21 protein-coding genes are annotated in these 17268 nt (G+C 74.0%); 11 read left to right on the top strand and 10 right to left on the bottom strand.

The window, feature by feature from the left end; translation table 11 throughout:
- Nucleotides 1–4: 4 nt before the first annotated feature.
- From ABD644_RS04940 to ABD644_RS04930, 3 genes are all read right to left on the bottom strand, one after another.
- Entirely contained in the window at nucleotides 5–1114 is a 1110-nt protein-coding gene (locus ABD644_RS04940) for an ABC transporter ATP-binding protein (RefSeq protein WP_344687488.1), read from the bottom strand.
- A gap of 58 nt (nucleotides 1115–1172) precedes the next feature.
- Complete coding sequence (locus ABD644_RS04935) at nucleotides 1173–2582, bottom strand: ABC transporter permease (RefSeq protein ID WP_344687486.1); 1410 nt, start codon at nucleotides 2580–2582, stop codon at nucleotides 1173–1175.
- A 179-nt stretch (nucleotides 2583–2761) separates the two neighbouring features.
- Nucleotides 2762–3772, bottom strand: a complete 1011-nt coding sequence (locus ABD644_RS04930) for an iron ABC transporter substrate-binding protein (protein ID WP_344687485.1) — start codon at nucleotides 3770–3772, stop codon at nucleotides 2762–2764.
- Between the two features lie 126 nt (nucleotides 3773–3898).
- Between ABD644_RS04930 and ABD644_RS04925 the strand changes: the two genes are divergently transcribed.
- From ABD644_RS04925 to ABD644_RS04900, 6 genes are read left to right on the top strand one after another with little or no spacing between them, the layout of a single operon-like run.
- Nucleotides 3899–4360, top strand: coding sequence for a GNAT family N-acetyltransferase (locus tag ABD644_RS04925; RefSeq protein WP_344687484.1), 462 nt, complete (start codon nucleotides 3899–3901; stop codon nucleotides 4358–4360).
- Nucleotides 4361–4399: 39 nt separating this feature from the next.
- The gene (locus ABD644_RS04920; protein WP_344687482.1) at nucleotides 4400–4705 is read left to right on the top strand and encodes a hypothetical protein; all 306 of its coding nucleotides are present in this window, start codon (nucleotides 4400–4402) and stop codon (nucleotides 4703–4705) included.
- A gap of 59 nt (nucleotides 4706–4764) precedes the next feature.
- On the top strand, nucleotides 4765–5211 hold the full coding sequence (locus tag ABD644_RS04915; RefSeq protein WP_344687481.1) for a MarR family winged helix-turn-helix transcriptional regulator: 447 nt from the start codon (nucleotides 4765–4767) through the stop codon (nucleotides 5209–5211).
- A 54-nt stretch (nucleotides 5212–5265) separates the two neighbouring features.
- Nucleotides 5266–5892: a TetR/AcrR family transcriptional regulator gene (locus tag ABD644_RS04910; RefSeq protein WP_344687480.1), complete on the top strand. Its 627-nt coding sequence runs from the start codon at nucleotides 5266–5268 to the stop codon at nucleotides 5890–5892.
- Nucleotides 5893–5910: 18 nt separating this feature from the next.
- Nucleotides 5911–6408 (top strand): SRPBCC family protein, encoded by a 498-nt coding sequence (locus ABD644_RS04905; RefSeq protein WP_344687479.1) that lies wholly within the window; start codon nucleotides 5911–5913, stop codon nucleotides 6406–6408.
- Complete coding sequence (locus ABD644_RS04900) at nucleotides 6405–6758, top strand: response regulator transcription factor (protein ID WP_344687478.1); 354 nt, start codon at nucleotides 6405–6407, stop codon at nucleotides 6756–6758. The genes ABD644_RS04905 and ABD644_RS04900 overlap by 4 nt, the downstream gene beginning before the upstream one ends.
- 33 nt (nucleotides 6759–6791) lie before the next feature.
- Here the strand turns inward: ABD644_RS04900 and ABD644_RS04895 are convergent, their stop codons facing one another.
- The 4 genes from ABD644_RS04895 to ABD644_RS04880 form a co-directional block, all read right to left on the bottom strand.
- Nucleotides 6792–8084 (bottom strand): RNA polymerase sigma factor, encoded by a 1293-nt coding sequence (locus ABD644_RS04895; protein WP_344687477.1) that lies wholly within the window; start codon nucleotides 8082–8084, stop codon nucleotides 6792–6794.
- The gene (locus ABD644_RS04890; RefSeq protein ID WP_344687476.1) at nucleotides 8081–8506 is read right to left on the bottom strand and encodes a YciI family protein; all 426 of its coding nucleotides are present in this window, start codon (nucleotides 8504–8506) and stop codon (nucleotides 8081–8083) included. Before ABD644_RS04890 ends, ABD644_RS04895 begins: the two co-directional genes overlap by 4 nt.
- A 157-nt stretch (nucleotides 8507–8663) precedes the next feature.
- Complete coding sequence (locus ABD644_RS04885) at nucleotides 8664–9203, bottom strand: DM13 domain-containing protein (RefSeq protein ID WP_344687475.1); 540 nt, start codon at nucleotides 9201–9203, stop codon at nucleotides 8664–8666.
- Nucleotides 9204–9353: 150 nt separating this feature from the next.
- Complete coding sequence (locus ABD644_RS04880; protein WP_344687474.1) at nucleotides 9354–9782, bottom strand: LppU/SCO3897 family protein; 429 nt, start codon at nucleotides 9780–9782, stop codon at nucleotides 9354–9356.
- A 549-nt stretch (nucleotides 9783–10331) separates the two neighbouring features.
- Here ABD644_RS04880 and ABD644_RS04875 point away from each other — a divergent pair.
- The 4 genes from ABD644_RS04875 to ABD644_RS04860 all read left to right on the top strand — a co-directional run bounded on the left by ABD644_RS04875 (nucleotide 10332) and on the right by ABD644_RS04860 (nucleotide 14115).
- On the top strand, nucleotides 10332–10613 hold the full coding sequence (locus ABD644_RS04875) for a DUF427 domain-containing protein (RefSeq protein ID WP_344687472.1): 282 nt from the start codon (nucleotides 10332–10334) through the stop codon (nucleotides 10611–10613).
- Between the two features lie 123 nt (nucleotides 10614–10736).
- A complete protein-coding gene (locus ABD644_RS04870) occupies nucleotides 10737–11456 on the top strand; it encodes a hypothetical protein (protein ID WP_344687471.1) in 720 nt (239 codons plus the stop codon).
- Nucleotides 11457–11497: 41 nt separating this feature from the next.
- Entirely contained in the window at nucleotides 11498–13480 is a 1983-nt protein-coding gene (locus tag ABD644_RS04865; RefSeq protein ID WP_344687469.1) for a sensor histidine kinase, read from the top strand.
- Nucleotides 13477–14115, top strand: a complete 639-nt coding sequence (locus ABD644_RS04860; protein ID WP_344687468.1) for a response regulator — start codon at nucleotides 13477–13479, stop codon at nucleotides 14113–14115. The genes ABD644_RS04865 and ABD644_RS04860 overlap by 4 nt, the downstream gene beginning before the upstream one ends.
- 2 nt (nucleotides 14116–14117) lie before the next feature.
- Here ABD644_RS04860 and ABD644_RS04855 read toward each other — a convergent pair whose 3' ends face one another.
- Both ABD644_RS04855 and ABD644_RS04850 read right to left on the bottom strand, forming a co-directional pair.
- A complete protein-coding gene (locus ABD644_RS04855; protein ID WP_344687465.1) occupies nucleotides 14118–14528 on the bottom strand; it encodes a hypothetical protein in 411 nt (136 codons plus the stop codon).
- Nucleotides 14529–14693: 165 nt separating this feature from the next.
- Nucleotides 14694–15686 carry a ferritin-like domain-containing protein gene (locus ABD644_RS04850; RefSeq protein WP_344687463.1) on the bottom strand — a complete coding sequence of 331 codons (993 nt, stop codon included), beginning with the start codon at nucleotides 15684–15686 and terminating at the stop codon, nucleotides 14694–14696.
- A gap of 126 nt (nucleotides 15687–15812) precedes the next feature.
- On the opposite strand from ABD644_RS04850, the gene ABD644_RS04845 reads away from it, so the two are divergent.
- Nucleotides 15813–16241: a hypothetical protein gene (locus ABD644_RS04845; RefSeq protein WP_344687462.1), complete on the top strand. Its 429-nt coding sequence runs from the start codon at nucleotides 15813–15815 to the stop codon at nucleotides 16239–16241.
- 256 nt (nucleotides 16242–16497) lie between these two features.
- On the opposite strand, the gene ABD644_RS04840 is transcribed toward ABD644_RS04845, so the two are convergent.
- Nucleotides 16498–17247 (bottom strand): TetR/AcrR family transcriptional regulator, encoded by a 750-nt coding sequence (locus tag ABD644_RS04840; protein WP_344687460.1) that lies wholly within the window; start codon nucleotides 17245–17247, stop codon nucleotides 16498–16500.
- Nucleotides 17248–17268 lie beyond the last annotated feature (21 nt).

Here is a 17268-nt window from a genome sequence, read left to right as displayed (position 1 = left end):
CGTGTCAGACCGACTCGGCCGGGACCGCGTCCATCTCCGTGCCGGCGCTCAGGGCCACGGCGCCCGACAGCGCCGCACCCGGCACGGCGGGGAACGGCAGGGCCCGGCCGACGACGGTGATCCCGACGTCCTGACCGACCAGGGGCAGCTCGGCGCCTTCCAGGCGGGCGATCACGGTGGCACCGCCGGGCAGGTCCAGCCAGACACGGGAGTCGTGGCCGTAGAAGTCGACGCTGCGGACGCGGGCCTGCGGCACCGCTCCGGTGGGGGCGCCGAGCCGGAGCTGCTCCGGGCGCAGCAGCACGCGCGCCGGGCCGTCGGACGCGGCGCCGTCGAGGGCGAGCTCGCCCAGGATGCTGTGCGCCCGACCGTCGCGGACGTCGGCCTCGAGCACGACGGACTCGCCGACGAAGGTAGCCACGTCGAGGTCGGCCGGGTGCCGGTAGAGGGTGCGCGGGTCGGTCAGCTGCACCAGCCGGCCCCCGCGGAGCACGGCCACCTGGTCGGCCATCGACAGCGCCTCGGCCTGGTCGTGGGTGACCAGCACGGCGGTGGCCCCGGTCGCGGTGAGCGCCGCGGCGACGGCCTGCCGGGTCTCCTCGCGCAGGGTGGCGTCGAGGGAGGAGAACGGCTCGTCGAGCAGCACGACCGACGGCTCCGGGGCCAGGGCGCGGGCCAGGGCCACGCGCTGCTGCTGGCCGCCGGAGAGCTGGTGCGGGGCCCGGTCGGCGAGGTCGCCGTCCAGGCCGACGAGGGCGAGCAGCTCGCGGACCCGGCCCGCGTCGCGGCGCAGCCGCCGGGGCAGGCCGAAGGTGACGTTCCCGGCGACGCTCAGGTGCGGGAACAGCCCGCCCTCCTGGGGCACGAAGCCGATGTCCCGCCGGCGGGCCGGCACGCTGCGGCCGGGGCCGGCGACCAGCCGCTCCCCCACGGTGACCGTGCCGGTGTCGGGGTCGTCGAAGCCGGCGATGACCCGCAGCAGCGTCGTCTTGCCACAACCGGACGGGCCGAGCAGGGCGGTCAGGCTCCCGACCGGGACGTGCAGATCCACCCCGGTGAGCACCGGGGTGGTGCCGAAGGACTTGGTAATGCCCTGGAGAGCCAGCGCGCTCATGGGAGGCGGTTCCCTCGGAAGTCGCGGTGGGGAGGACAGTCCTTCACGGTCAGGGAGCTCATGTCGTCAGACCTCGTCGGGCATCGCGGGACAACAGCACGGTAGCCGGTGCGCTGAGCAGCACCATGACCACCGCGTACGGGGCGGCAGCTCCCCACTCCAGGGCGCTGCTCGCCGACCAGAACGCCGTGGCCAGCGTCGTCGTCCCGGTGGGGGCCAGGAGCAGCGTCGCGGTGAGCTCGGTGACCACGGCGAGGAAGACCAGCGCCGCGCCCGCACCGATGCCGGGGGCCAGCAGCGGGAGCGTCACCCGGCGCAGCCGGTCGGGGGCGGACGAGCCGAGCGAGGCCGCGACGTCGTCGTAGAGCCGCGGCGACTGCTCGACCGCCGCGCGCACGGTCACGATCGCTCGCGGCAGGAACAGGATCGCGTAGGCGGCGAGCAGCACCGGGACGGTCTGGTAGAGCCACGGCGTGGCCCGGATGCTCAGGGTGACCAGCGCGAGGGCGACGACGATGCCCGGCACCGAGCTGCCCAGGTAGGTCGCCCGCTCCAGCAGGGTGGACACCCGGCCGCGGGCACGGACGGCGAGCCAGCCGGTGGGCAGCGCCATGGCCACGGTCACCGCAGCCGCGACGGCGGCCAGCCCCAGGGTCGTCCCGGTGGTGGTGGCCAGCGCGCCGGCGTCGAAGGCGGTCGAGGCGCCGGCGACCATCCAGTACGCGAGGCTGCCCAGCGGCACGGCCAAGGCGAGGACGACGACGGCGGCCAGCCCGGCGAGCGCCGGCACGGTCAGCCCGCCCAGGACGACGGGGCGCGGCGGGCGCGAGGCGCCGCGACCGGTGCGGGCGTAGCCGCGCCGCCCGCGCAGCCGGATCTCGGCCAGCAGCAGCACCAGGCACAGCAGCACGAGGACGCCGGCCAGCATCGTCGCGCCGGGCCCGTTGAAGGTGGCCCGGTACTGGTCGTAGATCGCGGTGGTGAAGGTCGGGTAGCGCAGCATCTGCAGCGCGCCGAACTCGGCCAGCAGGTGCAGCGCCACCAGCAGGCTGCCGCCGAGCAGCGCGACGCGCAGCTGGGGCAGCTGGACCCGGAGGAAGACCGACCAGCTGGACAGGCCCAGCCCGCGAGCGGTGTCCTCCAGCGCGGGGTCCAGCCCGCGGAAGGCGGCGGCCACCGGCAGGTACACGAACGGGAAGTACGACAGCGAGACGACCAGCAGCGCGCCGGCGTAGGTGTCGACGCCGGGCAGCAGCGAGATCCACGCGTAGCTGTTGACGAACGCCGGCACCGCCAGCGGCGCGACCAGCAGCACGTGCCAGGCCCGGCGGAAGGGCACGTTCGAGCGCTCCACCAGCCACGCGGCCCCGACGCCGAGCACCCCGCAGACGACGACGGTGCCCAGCGCCAGCCGCGTCGTGTTCCACAGCAGCTCCGCCACCCGCGGCCGGAACACCAGCTCCTGCACGCCCGCCCAGCCGACGTCGACCGTCGAGGAGGCGATGTAGCCCAGCGGCAGCAGGGCCAGCGCCGCGACGCAGACCGCCAGCGCGAGGGTGACCGGCGAGCGCCGCAGCCGCGGCCCGGACGCGCGGGGACCCCGGGCCGCCGGTGCGGCGGTGCCCGGGGTCGCGAGCGTCGGGGTGGTCAGAGCAGGCCCACTTCCTGCATGAGCTCGGTGACCAGCGGCGCGTTGAGCGCGCCGGGGTCGACGACCGGCGCCCCGAGCTCGGCCAGCGGGGGCAGCGCGTCGGCGGAGTCGACCCCGGTGCCGACGGCGTACTCGAGCGCGCTGCTCTCGGCCAGCCGCTGCTGGGCCTCCGGGCCGGTCAGGTACTCGACCAGTCGCTGGGCGTCCTCGGCCTGGTCGGAGGAGGCGAGCACCCCGGCGCCGGAGACGCTGATGAATGCGCCTGGGTCCTCGTTGCCGAAGTAGTGCAGCTCGGCGTCGTCGCCGATGAGGCCGTTCTGGGCCTGGTCGCGGTACCAGTAGTAGTGGTACGTGATGCCGACCGGGACCTCCGCCTCGTCGACGGCCTTCATCACCGCGGTATTGCTCGAGTAGATCTCGGCGTTCTCCGCGAGGCCGGTGAGCCACTCCCGGGTGGCGTCCTCGCCCTCGAGTTCGAGCACCGCGCTGACGATCGCCTGGAAGTCCGCCCCACCGGCGGCGATGCCGACCCGGCCCGCCCACTCGGGGTCGGCGAGGTCGAGCATCGAGGCGGGCAGCTCGTCGTCGGCCACCTCCGCCGGGTTGTAGATCAGGACGGTCGACCGCGCGGCGAAGCCCACCCAGGTGCCCGACGAGGGGCGGTAGGCCTCGTCGACCTGCTCCAGCGTCGCGTCGTCCAGGGGGGCGAGCAGCCCGGCCTCGTCGACGACGTCGATCGCGGGGCTGTTCTCGGTGAGGAAGACGTCGGCCGGCGACGCCTCGCCCTCCTCGACGATCTGGTTGGCCAGCTCGGAGTCGTTGGCGTCGCGGAACTCCAGCTCGATGCCGGTCTCCTCGGTGAAGCCCTCGAGCATCGTGCGGACCAGGCTCTCGTGCTGAGCGCTGTAGACGGTGAGGACGTCGCTGTCGGAGCCGCACGCCGTCAGCCCGGCGACGACGCCGAGCGCGGAGACGAGGCCGGCGGTCGTGCGGCCGAGCTTGGTCACGCGGGGGTCCTCCGAAGGTGGGCTGCCGTTGGATAGGCAAGGTATACCTAACCATTCTGCGCGCTGCCGCCGCGGAGGGAACAGCCCGGGGTCACCGGCGCGGGAGACGTCGGTTACAACTGCCTGGTGACCGAGGACCCTGCCGCTGTCCCGCTTCGTCTGCGCAGGGCCCGGTTCGCGGAGCTGACCCCGTTCGAGGTGTACGGGCTGTGCCGGCTCCGGGTGGACGTCTTCGTGGTCGAGCAGGAGTGCCCGTACCCGGAGCTCGACGGACGGGACGTCGAGCCCGCGACCGAGCACCTCTGGTTCGAGGACGGCGACGGCACGGTGGCGGCCACCATCCGCGTGCTCGACGACGGCGGAACCCGCGCGATCGGCCGGGTCGCCACGGCGGCCGGGTACCGCGGCCGCGGGCTGGCCGCCCAACTGCTGGACGAGGGCATCGCCCTGTGCGGCGACGTGCCGATCACGCTCGGCGCCCAGGCCCATCTCGAGGACTGGTACGCGCGCTTCGGCTTCCGCCGCAGCGGACCGGGCTACGTCGAGGACGGCATCCCGCACGTCCCGATGCGCCGCGACCCCGCCTGACCCGTGGGGTCTCCCGGCCGTCCCGGCAGGATGGGCCTCATGGACGACCGTGCGCTGATCCGTTCCGTGGCCGACCGACTGGAGGCCCTCGCCGACCGGACGACGGGCGGCGACTGGCGGTCGGCCGGTCTGCTGGCCAGCCGGCCGGAGGTCGTGGCCCACGGCGCCGACGGCGGGACGGAGCACGTCGCGGAGGCCCGCGCCCGGACCGCCGCGTGGATCACCGCGCTCTCCCCCGCCGTCGCCGGACCGCTGGTCACCCTGCTGCGGGTGGCCGGCGGCGCCGATCCGCTCGAGCCGGCGGCGGTCGACCTCGCCCGCGAACTCGCCGCGCGCCTCCCCTGACCTGCTTTTTCGTCACACCGCGCCGCACGTCGCTGCGATGTTAGACGTCTAATCGTTAGATGCCTAAGATCGCCGTCGTGCAGTCCGCGGACGACTCCCTCGGCCTTTTCGTCACACGCGCAGCCCGCGAGCTGAGCCGGGCGTTCGAGGACACGCTGGTGGCGGCGGGTGGCTCCACCCCTACCTGGCTGGTGCTGCTGGCACTGTCGGACGGCCCGCACGCCACGCAGCGCGAACTCGCCGAGGCGGTCGGCGTCCGGCAGCCGACGCTGGTCCACCACCTCGACGCCCTGGAGCGCGCGGGGCTGGTCACCCGCGATCGGGGGCCGTCGAACCGACGGGTGCAGCAGGTGCGGCTGACCGACGCCGGCGAGCGGTTGTTCCTGCGGCTGCGCCGAGCGGCGTCGTCCTTCGACGGGCGGCTGCGGGCCGGCCTGGGCGAGGACGACGTCGCGGACCTGCGGCGGCTGCTCGGCCAGCTCGTCGAGAACGCGCAGCCCGACTGAGTCGCCGGGACATCACCCCTTGACCGATCCGCCGTTTGGCTACACCCTCTAGCCATGGCTACGGAGTCAAGCGTGCGCTCCCGGGTCGAACGCCGTCGCGCCGCCGTGATCGACGAGGCCGTCGAGCACGCGATCGCGATCATGAGCGAGCAGGGCGTCGGGGCGCTGAGCATCTCGGAGGTCGCCCGCCGCATGGGCATGCGCGGGCCGTCCCTCTACAAGTACTTCCCGTCGCTGCACGCGCTCTACGACGCCCTCTTCGCCCACGGCATCCGCACCCAGCAGGACTTCTTCTACCCCGACGTCGAACGCCTGCCGCGCGGGATCCCGCGGATCCGGGCCGCGACGGTCGGCGTCGTCCGCTGGTCGGTGGAGAATCCCGCGCTCGCCCAGCTGCTGCACTGGCGGCCGGTGCCCGGATTCGAGCCGTCTCCCGAGAGCTTCGCGCTCAGCGTCCGCGACATGGAGTTCGCCCGCGACGAGTTCGCCGAGGCGGTGCGGCTCGGCCAGCTCTCGCCGGACGCCGGCACCGACGAGGCCCTGCGGCTCTACACCGTCGTCCTCTCGGGCCTGATCTCCCAGCAGCTGGCGAACGAACCCGGCGTCCCCTACGAGGACGGCGCCTTCAGCCGGCTGACCGAGACCGCCGTCGACCTGTTCCTCTCCACCTACCGCCGCTGAGATCCCGAGGAGCCCACCATGCAGACGCTCGATCGCGACGAGGCCAGCATCGTCGTCGCCGCGCCCCCGGAGGACGTGTACGCCCTGGTCGCGGACGTCACCCGGACGCCGGAGTTCAGCCCCGACATCGTCAGCTGCCGCTGGCTCGACGGTGCCGCCGGTCCGGCCGTCGGTGCCCGCTTCGAGGCGGTCAACGTGAGCAAGATCGGCAAGCGCTGGAAGAACCGGCCAGTGGTCACCGTCGCCGATCCGGGGCGGGAGTTCGCGTTCGTGCGCACCGAGCCGTTCGCCGGCCGGGTCGCCTGGCGGTACCGGTTCGAGCCCGCGGACGGCGGGACCCGAGTGGTCGAGAGCTACGAGGTGGAACGGCCGGTGAGCCGGCTCGGGTGGGTCGTGATCGAGAAGATCTTCAAGGACGGCAACCGGCGCGAGGCGCTCCGGTCCGGCATGGAGAGCACGCTCGACCGGCTCAGGGTCACCGCCGAGGCCGCCCGCTCCGACACCGACGCGACGTGACCGCCGTCCCGGTTCCGCAGGTCGAGCTCGGGGCGGACGGGGCCATGACCGTCACCGTGCGGCTCGTGCTCACGGCGGGACCATCCGGCGTCGCACCACCGCCGAGCGGCGTCCGGGCGCTCACCACCGTCCCCCCGCCGCCGGATCCGACACCGGACGACCTCTCCGCGCGTGAGGAGGAGGTGCTCCGGCTGCTCGCCGACGGCCTGTCCAACGTCGAGATCGCCCGCCGGCTGTTCGTGAGCGAGTCGACCGTGAAGTCGCACGTGGCCGCGATCCTGGCCAAGCTCGGCGTTCGCGACCGGGTACAGGCGGTCGTGCACGCCTTCCGCACCGGACGCGTGTCCTGACCGGGACGGCGATGCGCGACCGCCGGCTGGTGGTCAGGCGCCCAGCCGGCGGTCGGTGAGGACGTCGCACGCCGCGGCGCGGTCGAGCAGCAGCGCCCGCTCCCGGTCGTTGCGGGTCATGCCCGCCGCCCGCTCGAACTCCGCGCGCGCCTCGCCGAGCCGGCCGAGCTGGACGAGGAGGTCCCCACGGACGCTGGGCAGCAGGTGGTAGCCGCGCAGGGCGGGCACGTCGGCCAGCGCGTCGACGAGGTCGAGCCCGGCCGCGGGACCGTAAGCGCGGGACACCGCGACGGCGCGGTTGAGCTCCACCACCGGCGACGGCGTGAGCGCCGCCAGGGCTTCGTAGAGCGCGGCGATCCGCGGCCAGTCGGTGGTCTCCACCGAGCCGGCGCGGGCGTGACAGGCGGCGATCGCGGCCTGCAGGGCGTAGGGCCCCAGCGACGCGCCGGTCCGTTCGGCGCGGTCGAGCGCGGTCAGCCCGCGCCCGACGAGCACCCGGTCCCAGCGGCTGCGGTCCTGGTCCTGGAGCAGCACCGGCTCGCCGGACGGGCCGACGCGGGCCGGGAGTCGCGAGGCCTGGATCTCCATCAGCGCGACGAGCCCGTGCACCTCGGATTCCCCCGGCGTCAGCTCGGCCAGGATCCGCCCCAGCCGCATGGCCTCCTGGCACAGCGCCGGCCGGGTCCAGTGCTCGCCCGCGGTGGCCGAGTACCCCTCGTTGAACACCAGGTAGAGCACCTCGAGGACCGACCCGAGCCGGGCGGTGAAGTCCGCTCCGACCGGAACCTCGAAAGGCACGCGGGCGGCGCCGAGGGTGCGCTTGGCCCGCACGATCCGCTGGGCCACGGTCGGCTCGGCCACGAGGAACGCGCGGGCGATCTCGTCGGTCGACAGGCCACCGACCAGGCGCAGGGTCAGCGCGACCCGCGCCTCGCGGGAGAGCACCGGGTGGCAGGCGATGAAGACCAGCCGCAGCAGGTCGTCCTCGACCACCTCGTCGAGCGCGCGCTCCACCGCGGCGACCCAGTCGGGTTCCTGCGCCTCGTGCTGCTCCAGCTCGCGACCGAGCTCGGCGGTCTTCCGGGTCAGCCGCTCGGACCGCCGGAAGGTGTCGATCGCGCGGTGCTTGGCGGTGGCCATGAGCCAGGCGCCCGGCTTGTCCGGGACACCCGACTCCGGCCACCGCTCCAGCGCCGCCACGAGCGCGTCCTGCGCGAGCTCCTCGGCGAGGCCGACGTCACCCGTGACGCGGGTCAGCGCGGCGATCAGCCTGGCGGACTCCATCCGCCACACCGCGTCGACCACCCGGCGGACGTCGACCGTCATCCGCCGTGCTGGGCCTCGACGGTGGCCCGCAGCCGGTCCTCCTGCTCGCGCAGTTCGGGCGTGTAGGCGTCACCGAAGTCCTCGGCGCTGGACACCTGCCGGATCTCGACCTCCCCGCCGCGGAAGGGCGCCTTCCTGACCCACTCGACGACCTCCTCGCGGGAGGACACCTCGAGGATCCAGAAGCCGGCGACCAGCTCCTTGGTCTCGGCGAACGGGCCGTCGATCACGGTGCTGCGGCCGTTCTCGTCGAAGCGGACGCGGGCGCCCTTCGAGCTGGGGTGCAGGCCCTCGCCCGCGAGCATGACGCCGGCCTTGACCAGCTCCTCGTTGTAGGCGCCCATCTCGGCGAGCTCTGCCTCGGTGGGCATCACGCCGTTCTCGGTGTCCTGGCTGGCCTTGACGATCACCATGTACCGCATGACTGGTCTCCCTGTCGGTCGTCGTGTCCGGAGATGGTGCTGAGTCGGGTGCCGGTCGGTGGTCCGGCGGAGGCCCGCTCCACTGACTCGTCGAACGGGCACGCGACCGATCGACATCGTGGTGAGAGATTCCTCGAGAAAGTTCTCCGGGTCGGGATCAGGTGTCCGACGCGGCGATGTCGGCCGCCCCGAACGAGACCGAGAAGCGGTCGCACCAGACGACGACACTCGTGTAGCCCAGCGGGTCGACCTCGGCCGGGATCACGTAGTTCTGGTCGCCGATGTTGCCCTTCAGCTCGCCCAGGTCGAGGTAGTCGTCGTCGAAGAGACCGTCCTCGCCGTCGGCCGGGTTCTGCGAGAGGTAGACGTACAGCGCGGGGCCGTTGGAGGTCTCGAAGCCCTCGAGGCGGAGGATCTGCTGCCCGTCGGCCAGGCGCAGGATGCGGGCCGTGCCGGTGGTCTCGTGCTCGCGGCTGATGAACGTGCCGCTGGCCAGCTCCACCGGCTCGGTGGGTGCGGGGGTCGCCGTCCCGTCCGTGCCCTCCCCGGTCGGCTCCGCCGGGGCCGAGACGGTGGGCAGCGCCTCGTCGACGGTGTTGTCGTAGAACAGCTTCTGCGGCTGGAACCAGATCAGGGTGACCGCCCCCAGGACCACCAGCACCGCCGCCGCCAGGATGATCCAGGTCCTCCGTCGCATGGAGGGCGACGATAGTGATCGCGGACCGCCGCCGGGACCGGTTCGCGCGCCGGGACCGACGACACGGTGTGTCGGACGCGCGAGTGCCCCGCCGGCACGCCGACGGGGCACTCGGACAGGGTCGGCGGAGCCGCCCAGGTCGGACCGCGGTCAGACCGCCTCTGCGCAGTAGACGGTCCCCTCCTCGGTCATCATGTCGCTGCCCGTCCAGAGAGCCACCTCGGTGGTCGCGAACTCGCGGCAGCTCTCGGGGTCGTCCACGAACGTCGGGTACGTCTGCTGCTCGGCCTGGATGCCCACGATGCGGTACTCCGCCTCGGCGGAGCCGCAGTCGACGACGGAGAACTCGGTCTCGCCGGTCAGCTGGATGCAGTCGCCGACCGACGGGTCGCCGATGCCGAACCACCCGGTGAGCGACCCGGCGCCGAGGACGCCGGCGACGGCCAGTGAGCCGGCGATGGGCACCCACTTCGCGACGCCCTTCTTCTCGGTCGGTGCCGTCGCGGCGGGGTCGACGGTGGCGGAGGTGGCACCGTGCGGCTGAGCCGTCGGGTTGGCGTCGGGGCCGGATTCGGTCATGGGTTGCTCCTGGGTGCTCGGTTCGGTGATCCCGGGCAGCTTGGCCGGGACGACGGGGGCCGAGTGCCGCCGCCGCGGTAGGCGCGGACACGATCCGGTAACGAACGGTTCCCCCGCGTCCCGGGGTCTCCTCGACAGCTCGGGTGTCCCAGCCGTTCGGTCGTCCACCCTCGCCCGTCGGTGGCCGCTCCCCCGCGCGAGGGACGACGGGTGCTGGACGCGCTGAGTAGCGTCAGGGGCAGACATCCCCTCACGACCCGGGAGGCACCCCGTTCCCGTTCGGTCCGGCCGCTGCGCCGAAGCCCACCTCGGTTGCCCCTGCAGGGGTGACGCGAGCATCCACGAGGAGCGCTCCAAGGAGATCGCCGCAGCCCGCGCCCAGGCCGGGGAGATGGTCGACTGCCCGGAGTGCGGCCTGACCACCTCGCCGCTGAACATCGTCACCTGGGGGCACTGCCGGGCCTGCCGGACGGCGCAGTCGAGGGAGATCTACCCGCTGCGCTGGTGAACCGCGGAATGGCCCGCCGACCGTCGATGGTTGAGCGGTACATGACCATCGCCACCTGGAACGGCACCGTGATCGCCGAGTCCGACGACATCGTCACCGTCGAGGGCAACGCCTACTTCCCCCGCGAGTCCGTGCGCGACGACGTCCTGCGCCCGTCGGACACCCACACCGTCTGCCCGTGGAAGGGCACCGCCTCCTACTTCACCCTCGAGGTCGACGGCCAGGTCAACCGCGACGCCGCCTGGTACTACCCGCAGCCGAAGGACGCCGCAGCGGAGATCACCGGCCGCGTGGCCTTCTGGAAGGGCGTCCAGGTCCGCTGACCGCGCGACCGGGAACAACTCCCGGCCGGGCCGGGAATCCGGCTCATGCCCAGGGTCGGGGCTGCCCCGCACCGTAGGTCCGACGCGCACCCCGCGCGCAGCCCACGGACCGAAGGCGGACCCATGACCACGCAGACCGCGCCCGCGCCTCTCCGGCACCGGCCCGCGACGGGCAGCACCCGGCTCGGCGCCGCCCTCGGGATCGCCGGCATCGTCCTGATCGCGACCGGCTTCGCGATCGCCGCCCCGACCGAGGCCACGATCACCTCGCCCGAGAGCGAGGTGGTGGCCTTCTACACCGGCGCCGGGCTGGCGACGACGCTCACCGGCGGGCTGGTCGAGTCGCTCGGCCTGCTGCTGTTCCTGCCGTTCGCGGCCATGCTCACGGCGCGCCTGCGGGTGCCCGGCACGACGGCCGACCTGCTCGCCCCCACCGCCCGCATGGCCGCGACCGTCTACGTGGCCATCTGCCTGGCACCAGGGATGTCGGCCGGGGCCACCGCGCTGTGGCTGGCCCAGCACGGCTCGGCCGACCCCACCGTCCTGACCGCGCTCAACGACCTGCGCGCCCTCAGCTACTTCGTGGCGCTGCTGGCCTACGCCGTCTTCCTGCTCGCCGCCGGCGCCGCCGGGCTGACCTCCGGGCGACTGCCCCGGTGGGCGAGCTGGGCGGCGGTCGCCCTCGGCGGAGCACTGGCCGCCGGCGTCCCCTTCGCGGCGGACGGCTTCGCCGACGTGTTCGGCCTCCTCGGCCTGGTCTGGGTCGTGGTGGTCTCGGTGGCCCTGCTGCGCCGACCCGGGATCGTCGTGAGCGCCGCGGAGCCCGTCGACTCCGACGCGTGACGATCCCCCGTCGAAGCCCGCGCTGCGCCACCATGCCCGGCATGCCCGAACCCCAGGCCGCGCGGCGACCCGAGCGGGTGCGCACCACCGCGCTCTGGGCGACCGCCCTGGCGGCGACGGTGGCGGCGGTCGCCGCAGCCGTCGTCGCGTGGGAGGCGGGGCTGGGCCAGGAGACCGCCCGGATCGCGGAGATCCCGGTGATCGCCGCGTGCTCCGGCATCGGGGCGCTGATCCTCACCAGCCGGCCGGGCCAGCCGGTCGGTCGAGCCCTCCTCACCGGCGGTGCGGGGTGGGGGCTGGCGTCCCTGCCCGTGGAGCTCCTGGTGGTGGAGGTCAGCCGGACCGAGGGCCGGGTCGCGGCGACCCTGCTGGCGGTCGCCTTCACCGTGCGGGGACTGGGGTGGCTGGTCCTCGCCGTCGTCCTGCCGCTCGTGTTCCCCGACGGCGCCGACGGGAAGTCGCGGTGGTGGCTCCGACTGGCAGGCGCCGACCTGGCGGTGTTCGCCGCGATGATGCTCGCCCAGCCCGTCCTGATCGACGACCGGCTCACCGACGAGCCGAACCCGCTCGGTCTGCCCCTCGACCGGCAGCCGGTCACCGACGCCGCCGCGCTGGTGGTGGTCGCGCTCGGCGTCGCGTGCGTCGTCGCCGGGCTGGTCGCGGTGGCCGGACGGTGGCGGAGCGGGACCCCCCTGGTCCGCCAGCAGGTGGGCTGGTTCGCCGCCGGCCTGGTCGTGACGCTGGCCGCGATCGGGCTGCTCGTCTCCGGTGTCGACGCCGCCCCGGTGTTCGCCCTGGGCGTCGCGGCGCTGCCGATCGCGGTGGGGTTCGCCGTCCTGCAGCACCGGCTCTACGAGGTCGACCTGCTGGTCAACCGCGCGCTGCTCTACCTCCTGCTCACCAGCGCCGTCGTCGCCGTGTACGTGCTGGTCGTGGCCGGTGCCGGCGCGATGCTCGACGAGCGCGGTGCCGGCTGGCTGCCGTGGGTGGCCACCGCCGTCGTGGCCGTCGCGGTCCAGCCGCTGCGCGAGGCCATCCAGGGCGCGGTCAACCGGATGACCTACGGCGCGTGGGACGAGCCGCAGACCGTCGTCCGCTCGCTGCACACCCGGCTGGCCGACGCCGCCTCCCCGGAGCACGCGCTCCCCGACGTCGTCGCTGCGCTGCGCGACGCCTTGCACCTGGCCCACCTGTCGGTGAACGGCATCGACGGCACGCTGCTGGCCTCGGCCGGCGGGCCGCCCGGGGCGGGCGCCCGGCGGCTCCCCCTCGTGCACGGTGGCGTGACGGTCGGCGAGCTCACCGTCGACGGTGGACGACGTCGGCGCCGGGACGACCGCGTCCGCGAGGAACTCGCCGCCGCTCTCGCCCCCGCCGTCCAGGCCGCCCGGCTGCGGTCGGACCTCGTCCGCTCCCGCGAGCGGTTGGTGGTGGCGCGCGAGGAGGAACGCAAGCGCCTGCGGCGCGACCTGCACGACGGCCTCGGCCCGGCGCTGGCCGGGCTCACGCTCAAGCTCGACACCGCCCGCAACCTGCTCGGCGACGACCCGCTGCTGCGGGAGATGCGCGCCGACGTCCAGGCGACGATCACCGACGTCCGCCGGATCGTCGACGGGCTGCGACCGGTCGCGCTGGACGAGCTGGGCCTGGTCGAGTCGCTGCGCCGCCTGGTCGACCGCGCGCCGAGCGGCGGCCCCGCCGTCCGGCTGGTCGCCGAGGAGGCCGATTCCCCGGCGGCCGCGGTCGAGCTGGCCGCCTACCGGATCGTGCAGGAGGCGCTGACCAACGTGCTGCGGCACTCCGGCGCCGGCGAGTGCGAGGTCCGGGTCCAGGGCGACGACGGCACGCTCGTCGTCCGTGTCAGCGACGACGGCCGCGGGCCGGCCGCGCTGGACCGCCGCACCGGCTCGGGCCTGGAGACCATGCGCGAGCGGGCCGAGGAGCTCGGCGGCTCGCTGGAACTGCTCGACCGGCCCGGCGGCGGCACCGTCGTGCGCGCCGTCCTGCCGAGGAACCCCGCATGAGCCCGCTGCGCATCCTCGTCGTCGACGACCACCCGCTCTTCCGCGGCGGCGTCACGGCGCTGCTGAGCTCGGTCCCGGACACCGAGGTCGTCGGCGCCGCGGGCGACGGCGACGCCGCCGTCCGGGAGGCGGTGCTGACCCGGCCCGACGTGATCCTCATGGACCTGGACCTGCCGGGGACGTCGGGACTGGAGGCGACCCGCCGCATCGCCAAGGCCAGCCCGGAGTCCGCCGTCCTGGTGCTGTCGATGCTGGACGACGACGAGTCGGTGCTCGCCGCGATGCGCGCCGGGGCCCGCGGCTACGTACTCAAGGGAGCGGGTCAGGAGGAGCTGCTCGCCGCGATCCGCGCCGTCGCGACCGGCGGGGCCGTGTTCGGCGCCGCCGTGGCCGGCCGGATGCTGGCCGCGCTGGACCGCCCCGGCCCGGCGGCGCCGCAGTTCCCCGAGCTCACCGACCGCGAGGCGCAGGTGCTGTCGCTGATGGCCGAGGGCCGCGACAACCGGGCGATCGCCACGGAGCTCGGGGTGAGCGCCAAGACCGTCGCCAACCACGTCTCGCACGTGCTGACCAAGCTCCAGGCCCGGGACCGGGTGGAGGCGGTCCTGCGGGTCCGCGACGCGCAGCGTCCCTGACGTCAGCGACCGGGGCGGGCGCCGGCCAGTTCGCGTGCCGACGCCGCGGCCTCGGCGTCGAGCTCGGTGGAGACGGCGCTGGTGTAGTCGTCCCACGCCTGCTGCGGCGTCCGGCCGAGCGCGGTCGCGATCGCCTCCCAGTCGGCACCGCCGCGCAGAGCCGCACGGATGCCGATCAGCCGGCTGTCGTGCGCCTTGCGGGCGACCACCTCGCCGAGCGCGAGCAGCTCCAGCGACTCGTGCACGTCCAGCGAGGTGTCGGCGGCGGCGAACCCCAGCCAGTTCTCGTCGTCGTCCTGAGCGACGGTGTTCAACGCGGTGTCCCCGTTGTCGCGACGGCTCAGGAAGTCCAGTCGCGTGGCGGCCGTGGTCAGTGAGAACTCCTGCTCCAGGGCCTCAGGCGTGATGTGCATGCCCCGAGCGTGCCCTCCCGCGGCGGCGCGGCAAACCCGGGAGCCGGGTGATACCCGCAACGCGGGCCCGACGCTGCGCGCCGCGAGCGGGTGCGCACGGACCGCTGAACGCGCGGAGGGCCCGCACCCCCGTGGGGTGCGGGCCCTCGCGTGGAGCCGGTCGCGTCAGTTGGAGACGCCCACGGCCTCCTTGGCCAGCGCGGCCAGCTGGGTCTGCGCGGCGCTCACGACGCTCGAGCGGTCCTTGTGGCTCTCCTCGTAGTGCACGACCACGTGGATGTCGCGCGGCGTCGTCAGGCCCTTGATGGCCTTCACGGCGTCGCTGACCGACAGGTCGTCGTAGTTCTTGATCGGCAGCTCGGCGGCGGAGACGTCGCCGAGCTCCTCGCGAGCGGTCTTGGCGGTCTTCGCGGCACCGGTGTTGCCCTCGCGGCGGGCGATCGTCTCGGCCTTGCGCAGCGAGGCGCCCCGGCCGGCCGTCAGCGTCTCGCGGACGGCCTCGGTGAGGGCGGCCGCGCGGTTGGCGACGGCGCCGATCCGCTCGGAGGTCTCGTCACCGGCGCGCTGCACGGAGTCGACGGCGTGCTGCGCCGTGTCGACCGCGCTGTTGACGGTGTTGGCGACGAACCGCACCGGGGCGTTCACCGCGCGGGCGACACCGCCGGCGACCTTCTGCAGCGGGGTCGGGACCAGTGCGGCCGGACCACCCATGGCCTCCTCGGCGAGCACCACGGTCAGCCACTCGACGGTGGCCTTGTGCGCGGTGATGAGCTTCTCGGCGAGCTGGCGCACCCCGGTCTCCTTGGCCTGGTCGGCCAGCACCTTGAGGTAGGTCGCGCGGTCGAGCAGCTGGTGCTCGAGCTGCAGGTCGGTGAACAGCGCCTCCTCGAACGGGGCGGCCTGCTCGAAGGTGGCCTTGAGCAGCGCGGACGCCTTCCCGATCGCCGGGGTGACGACGTCGGGAACCCCGCCGAGGGTGCGCAGCTTCTCGGTGATCTCGAGCGAGCGCTTGGCGGCGTTGTCGGCGTTCTGGGTCAGTTCCCGGCGGACCGCGTCGGTCCGGGCCTGCGAGATCCGCGTCCGTGCGACCTGCTCCTCGGTCTGCGTGAGCAGGACGAGGGCGCGCAGCTGGTTGATGATCTTCGTGTTGTGGGACATGACGTCTCCATGCCCACCGATCGCCGCGCGCTAACTCTTGCAAGCGAATTGCTAGCGGTGAGCCTCGTCACTCCCACCCGGGACCCGGCCGTCTCGCATGCGTTACGGTCCGCCACGGGAGGGCAGATGACCGACCTGCAGGTACGCCCGCTGGACGTCAGCACCTGGCCCGACTTCGCCCGCGTCATGGAGGCGCACAACGGCGTCTGGGGCGGCTGCTGGTGCATCGCCTTCCACCCGGCCCGGCGCCCCCGTTCCGAGGCGGACCCCGCCAACAACCGCCCCGACAAGGAAGCTCTGGTCCGGGCCGGGGAGGCGCATGCGGCGCTCGTGTACGACGGCGCCGACGTCGTGGGCTGGGCGCAGTTCGGATCGGTCGACGAGCTGCCCCGGATCAAGCACCGGCGGGCCTACGACGCGGGCGCCGGCGAGCCGCCGGACTGGCGCATCACGTGCTTCTTCGTGGCGAGCACGCATCGCAAGCGGGGGGGTGGCCTCGGCCGCGCTCGCGGGTGCGCTGCGGGAGATCGGCCGGCTCGGCGGCGGAACGGTTGAGAGCTACCCCGAGGACACGGCCGACCGGAAGGTGTCGTCGTCCTTCCTCTACAACGCCACCGTCTCGCTGTTCGAACGGCACGGCTTCGAGCGGACCCGCCGCCTCGGGAAGAACCACTGGGTCGTCACGACCGTCGTCGCCTGACGCGGGCGACGAGAGCCGCCGTCCAGCCGCGAGGGCCGCGGTGCAGTCCGGCTCCGGCGGCCGCGCGGCGGCTCTCGCGAGCGGACGACGAGGCGGCGGTGAGCCCAGCGCTCAGGTGGACGGCGGCCGGTACTCCTGCGCCGCGCCCAGGAGGCCGGCCAGGTCGCGCAGCTCGGCCTCGAACATCGGCTGTGGGTCCTCGAGGGCGAAGCGCAGGTGCCCGAAGACCTCCATGCAGACCATGCCGTAGAGCCGGATCCAGCAGGAGAGGAAGACGTGCATCACGCCGAGCGGCAGCGGGACCGGGAGCGTGTCGCACCAGGTGGTGAGCTGCTCCTGCAGCGCCGGCTCGATCTCGTCGTCGGCCGGGATCGGGAAGCCGCGGTCGAGGTAGATCTGCGCCACGAGGGTGCCGAACACCTGGCCGAAGCGACGCGCGGCCTGCTGCGCCGGCCCCTCCCCCTCGCCGTGCGTGGCGATTCCGACGCTCTCCGCGGGGCTGCCGAACAGCAGGCCGAACTCGGCGTGGTGCGTCGTCGCCCAGGCCCGGAAGGCGCGGCTGACGGCGAGCAACTGGGGGCCCGGCTCTGCGGGGACGACCGCGTCCCGCGCGGCCTCCAGCACGGAGACCAGTTCGTCGTAGAGGTCTGCGACGACGTTCTCGACGAGGTCTTCCCGGCTGTCGAAGTACCGGTAGAGGGCGGGCGCCGTCATGCCCATCTCGCGGGCCACCGCGCGCAGGGCCAACCCGTCGACCCCCTGGGCCACCAGCACCTGACGGGCCGCCTGCTTGATCTCACGCAGCGTGTCGGCGCGCAGCCGATCCCGGCGGCTGACCGGCTCCGCACTGAGCTCCGCCATCTCTCCCCTTGTGTCGCGCCT

Source organism: Blastococcus jejuensis, from assembly GCF_039534705.1.
In the GTDB taxonomy this organism is placed as follows: Bacteria; Actinomycetota; Actinomycetes; order Mycobacteriales; family Geodermatophilaceae; genus Blastococcus_B; species Blastococcus_B jejuensis.
This window is presented reverse-complemented; position numbering and strand designations above follow the sequence as displayed.

What these genes read in the sequence shown, in the direction of transcription:
- ABD644_RS04855 (WP_344687465.1), bottom strand. Translation starts at nt 14,528, where the DNA reads ATGCACATCACGCCTGAGGCCCTGGAGCAGGAGTTCTCACTGACCACG.
- ABD644_RS04850 (WP_344687463.1), bottom strand. Translation starts at nt 15,686, where the DNA reads ATGTCCCACAACACGAAGATCATCAACCAGCTGCGCGCCCTCGTCCTG.
- ABD644_RS04880 (WP_344687474.1), bottom strand. Translation starts at nt 9,782, where the DNA reads ATGACCGAATCCGGCCCCGACGCCAACCCGACGGCTCAGCCGCACGGT.
- ABD644_RS04895 (WP_344687477.1), bottom strand. Translation starts at nt 8,084, where the DNA reads ATGACGGTCGACGTCCGCCGGGTGGTCGACGCGGTGTGGCGGATGGAG.
- ABD644_RS04940 (WP_344687488.1), bottom strand. Translation starts at nt 1,114, where the DNA reads ATGAGCGCGCTGGCTCTCCAGGGCATTACCAAGTCCTTCGGCACCACC.
- ABD644_RS04860 (WP_344687468.1), top strand. Translation starts at nt 13,477, where the DNA reads ATGAGCCCGCTGCGCATCCTCGTCGTCGACGACCACCCGCTCTTCCGC.
- ABD644_RS04920 (WP_344687482.1), top strand. Translation starts at nt 4,400, where the DNA reads ATGGACGACCGTGCGCTGATCCGTTCCGTGGCCGACCGACTGGAGGCC.
- ABD644_RS04865 (WP_344687469.1), top strand. Translation starts at nt 11,498, where the DNA reads ATGCCCGAACCCCAGGCCGCGCGGCGACCCGAGCGGGTGCGCACCACC.
- ABD644_RS04890 (WP_344687476.1), bottom strand. Translation starts at nt 8,506, where the DNA reads ATGCGGTACATGGTGATCGTCAAGGCCAGCCAGGACACCGAGAACGGC.
- ABD644_RS04915 (WP_344687481.1), top strand. Translation starts at nt 4,765, where the DNA reads ATGCCTAAGATCGCCGTCGTGCAGTCCGCGGACGACTCCCTCGGCCTT.
- ABD644_RS04875 (WP_344687472.1), top strand. Translation starts at nt 10,332, where the DNA reads ATGACCATCGCCACCTGGAACGGCACCGTGATCGCCGAGTCCGACGAC.
- ABD644_RS04840 (WP_344687460.1), bottom strand. Translation starts at nt 17,247, where the DNA reads ATGGCGGAGCTCAGTGCGGAGCCGGTCAGCCGCCGGGATCGGCTGCGC.
- ABD644_RS04905 (WP_344687479.1), top strand. Translation starts at nt 5,911, where the DNA reads ATGCAGACGCTCGATCGCGACGAGGCCAGCATCGTCGTCGCCGCGCCC.
- ABD644_RS04870 (WP_344687471.1), top strand. Translation starts at nt 10,737, where the DNA reads ATGACCACGCAGACCGCGCCCGCGCCTCTCCGGCACCGGCCCGCGACG.
- ABD644_RS04910 (WP_344687480.1), top strand. Translation starts at nt 5,266, where the DNA reads ATGGCTACGGAGTCAAGCGTGCGCTCCCGGGTCGAACGCCGTCGCGCC.
- ABD644_RS04845 (WP_344687462.1), top strand. Translation starts at nt 15,813, where the DNA reads ATGACCGACCTGCAGGTACGCCCGCTGGACGTCAGCACCTGGCCCGAC.
- ABD644_RS04885 (WP_344687475.1), bottom strand. Translation starts at nt 9,203, where the DNA reads ATGCGACGGAGGACCTGGATCATCCTGGCGGCGGCGGTGCTGGTGGTC.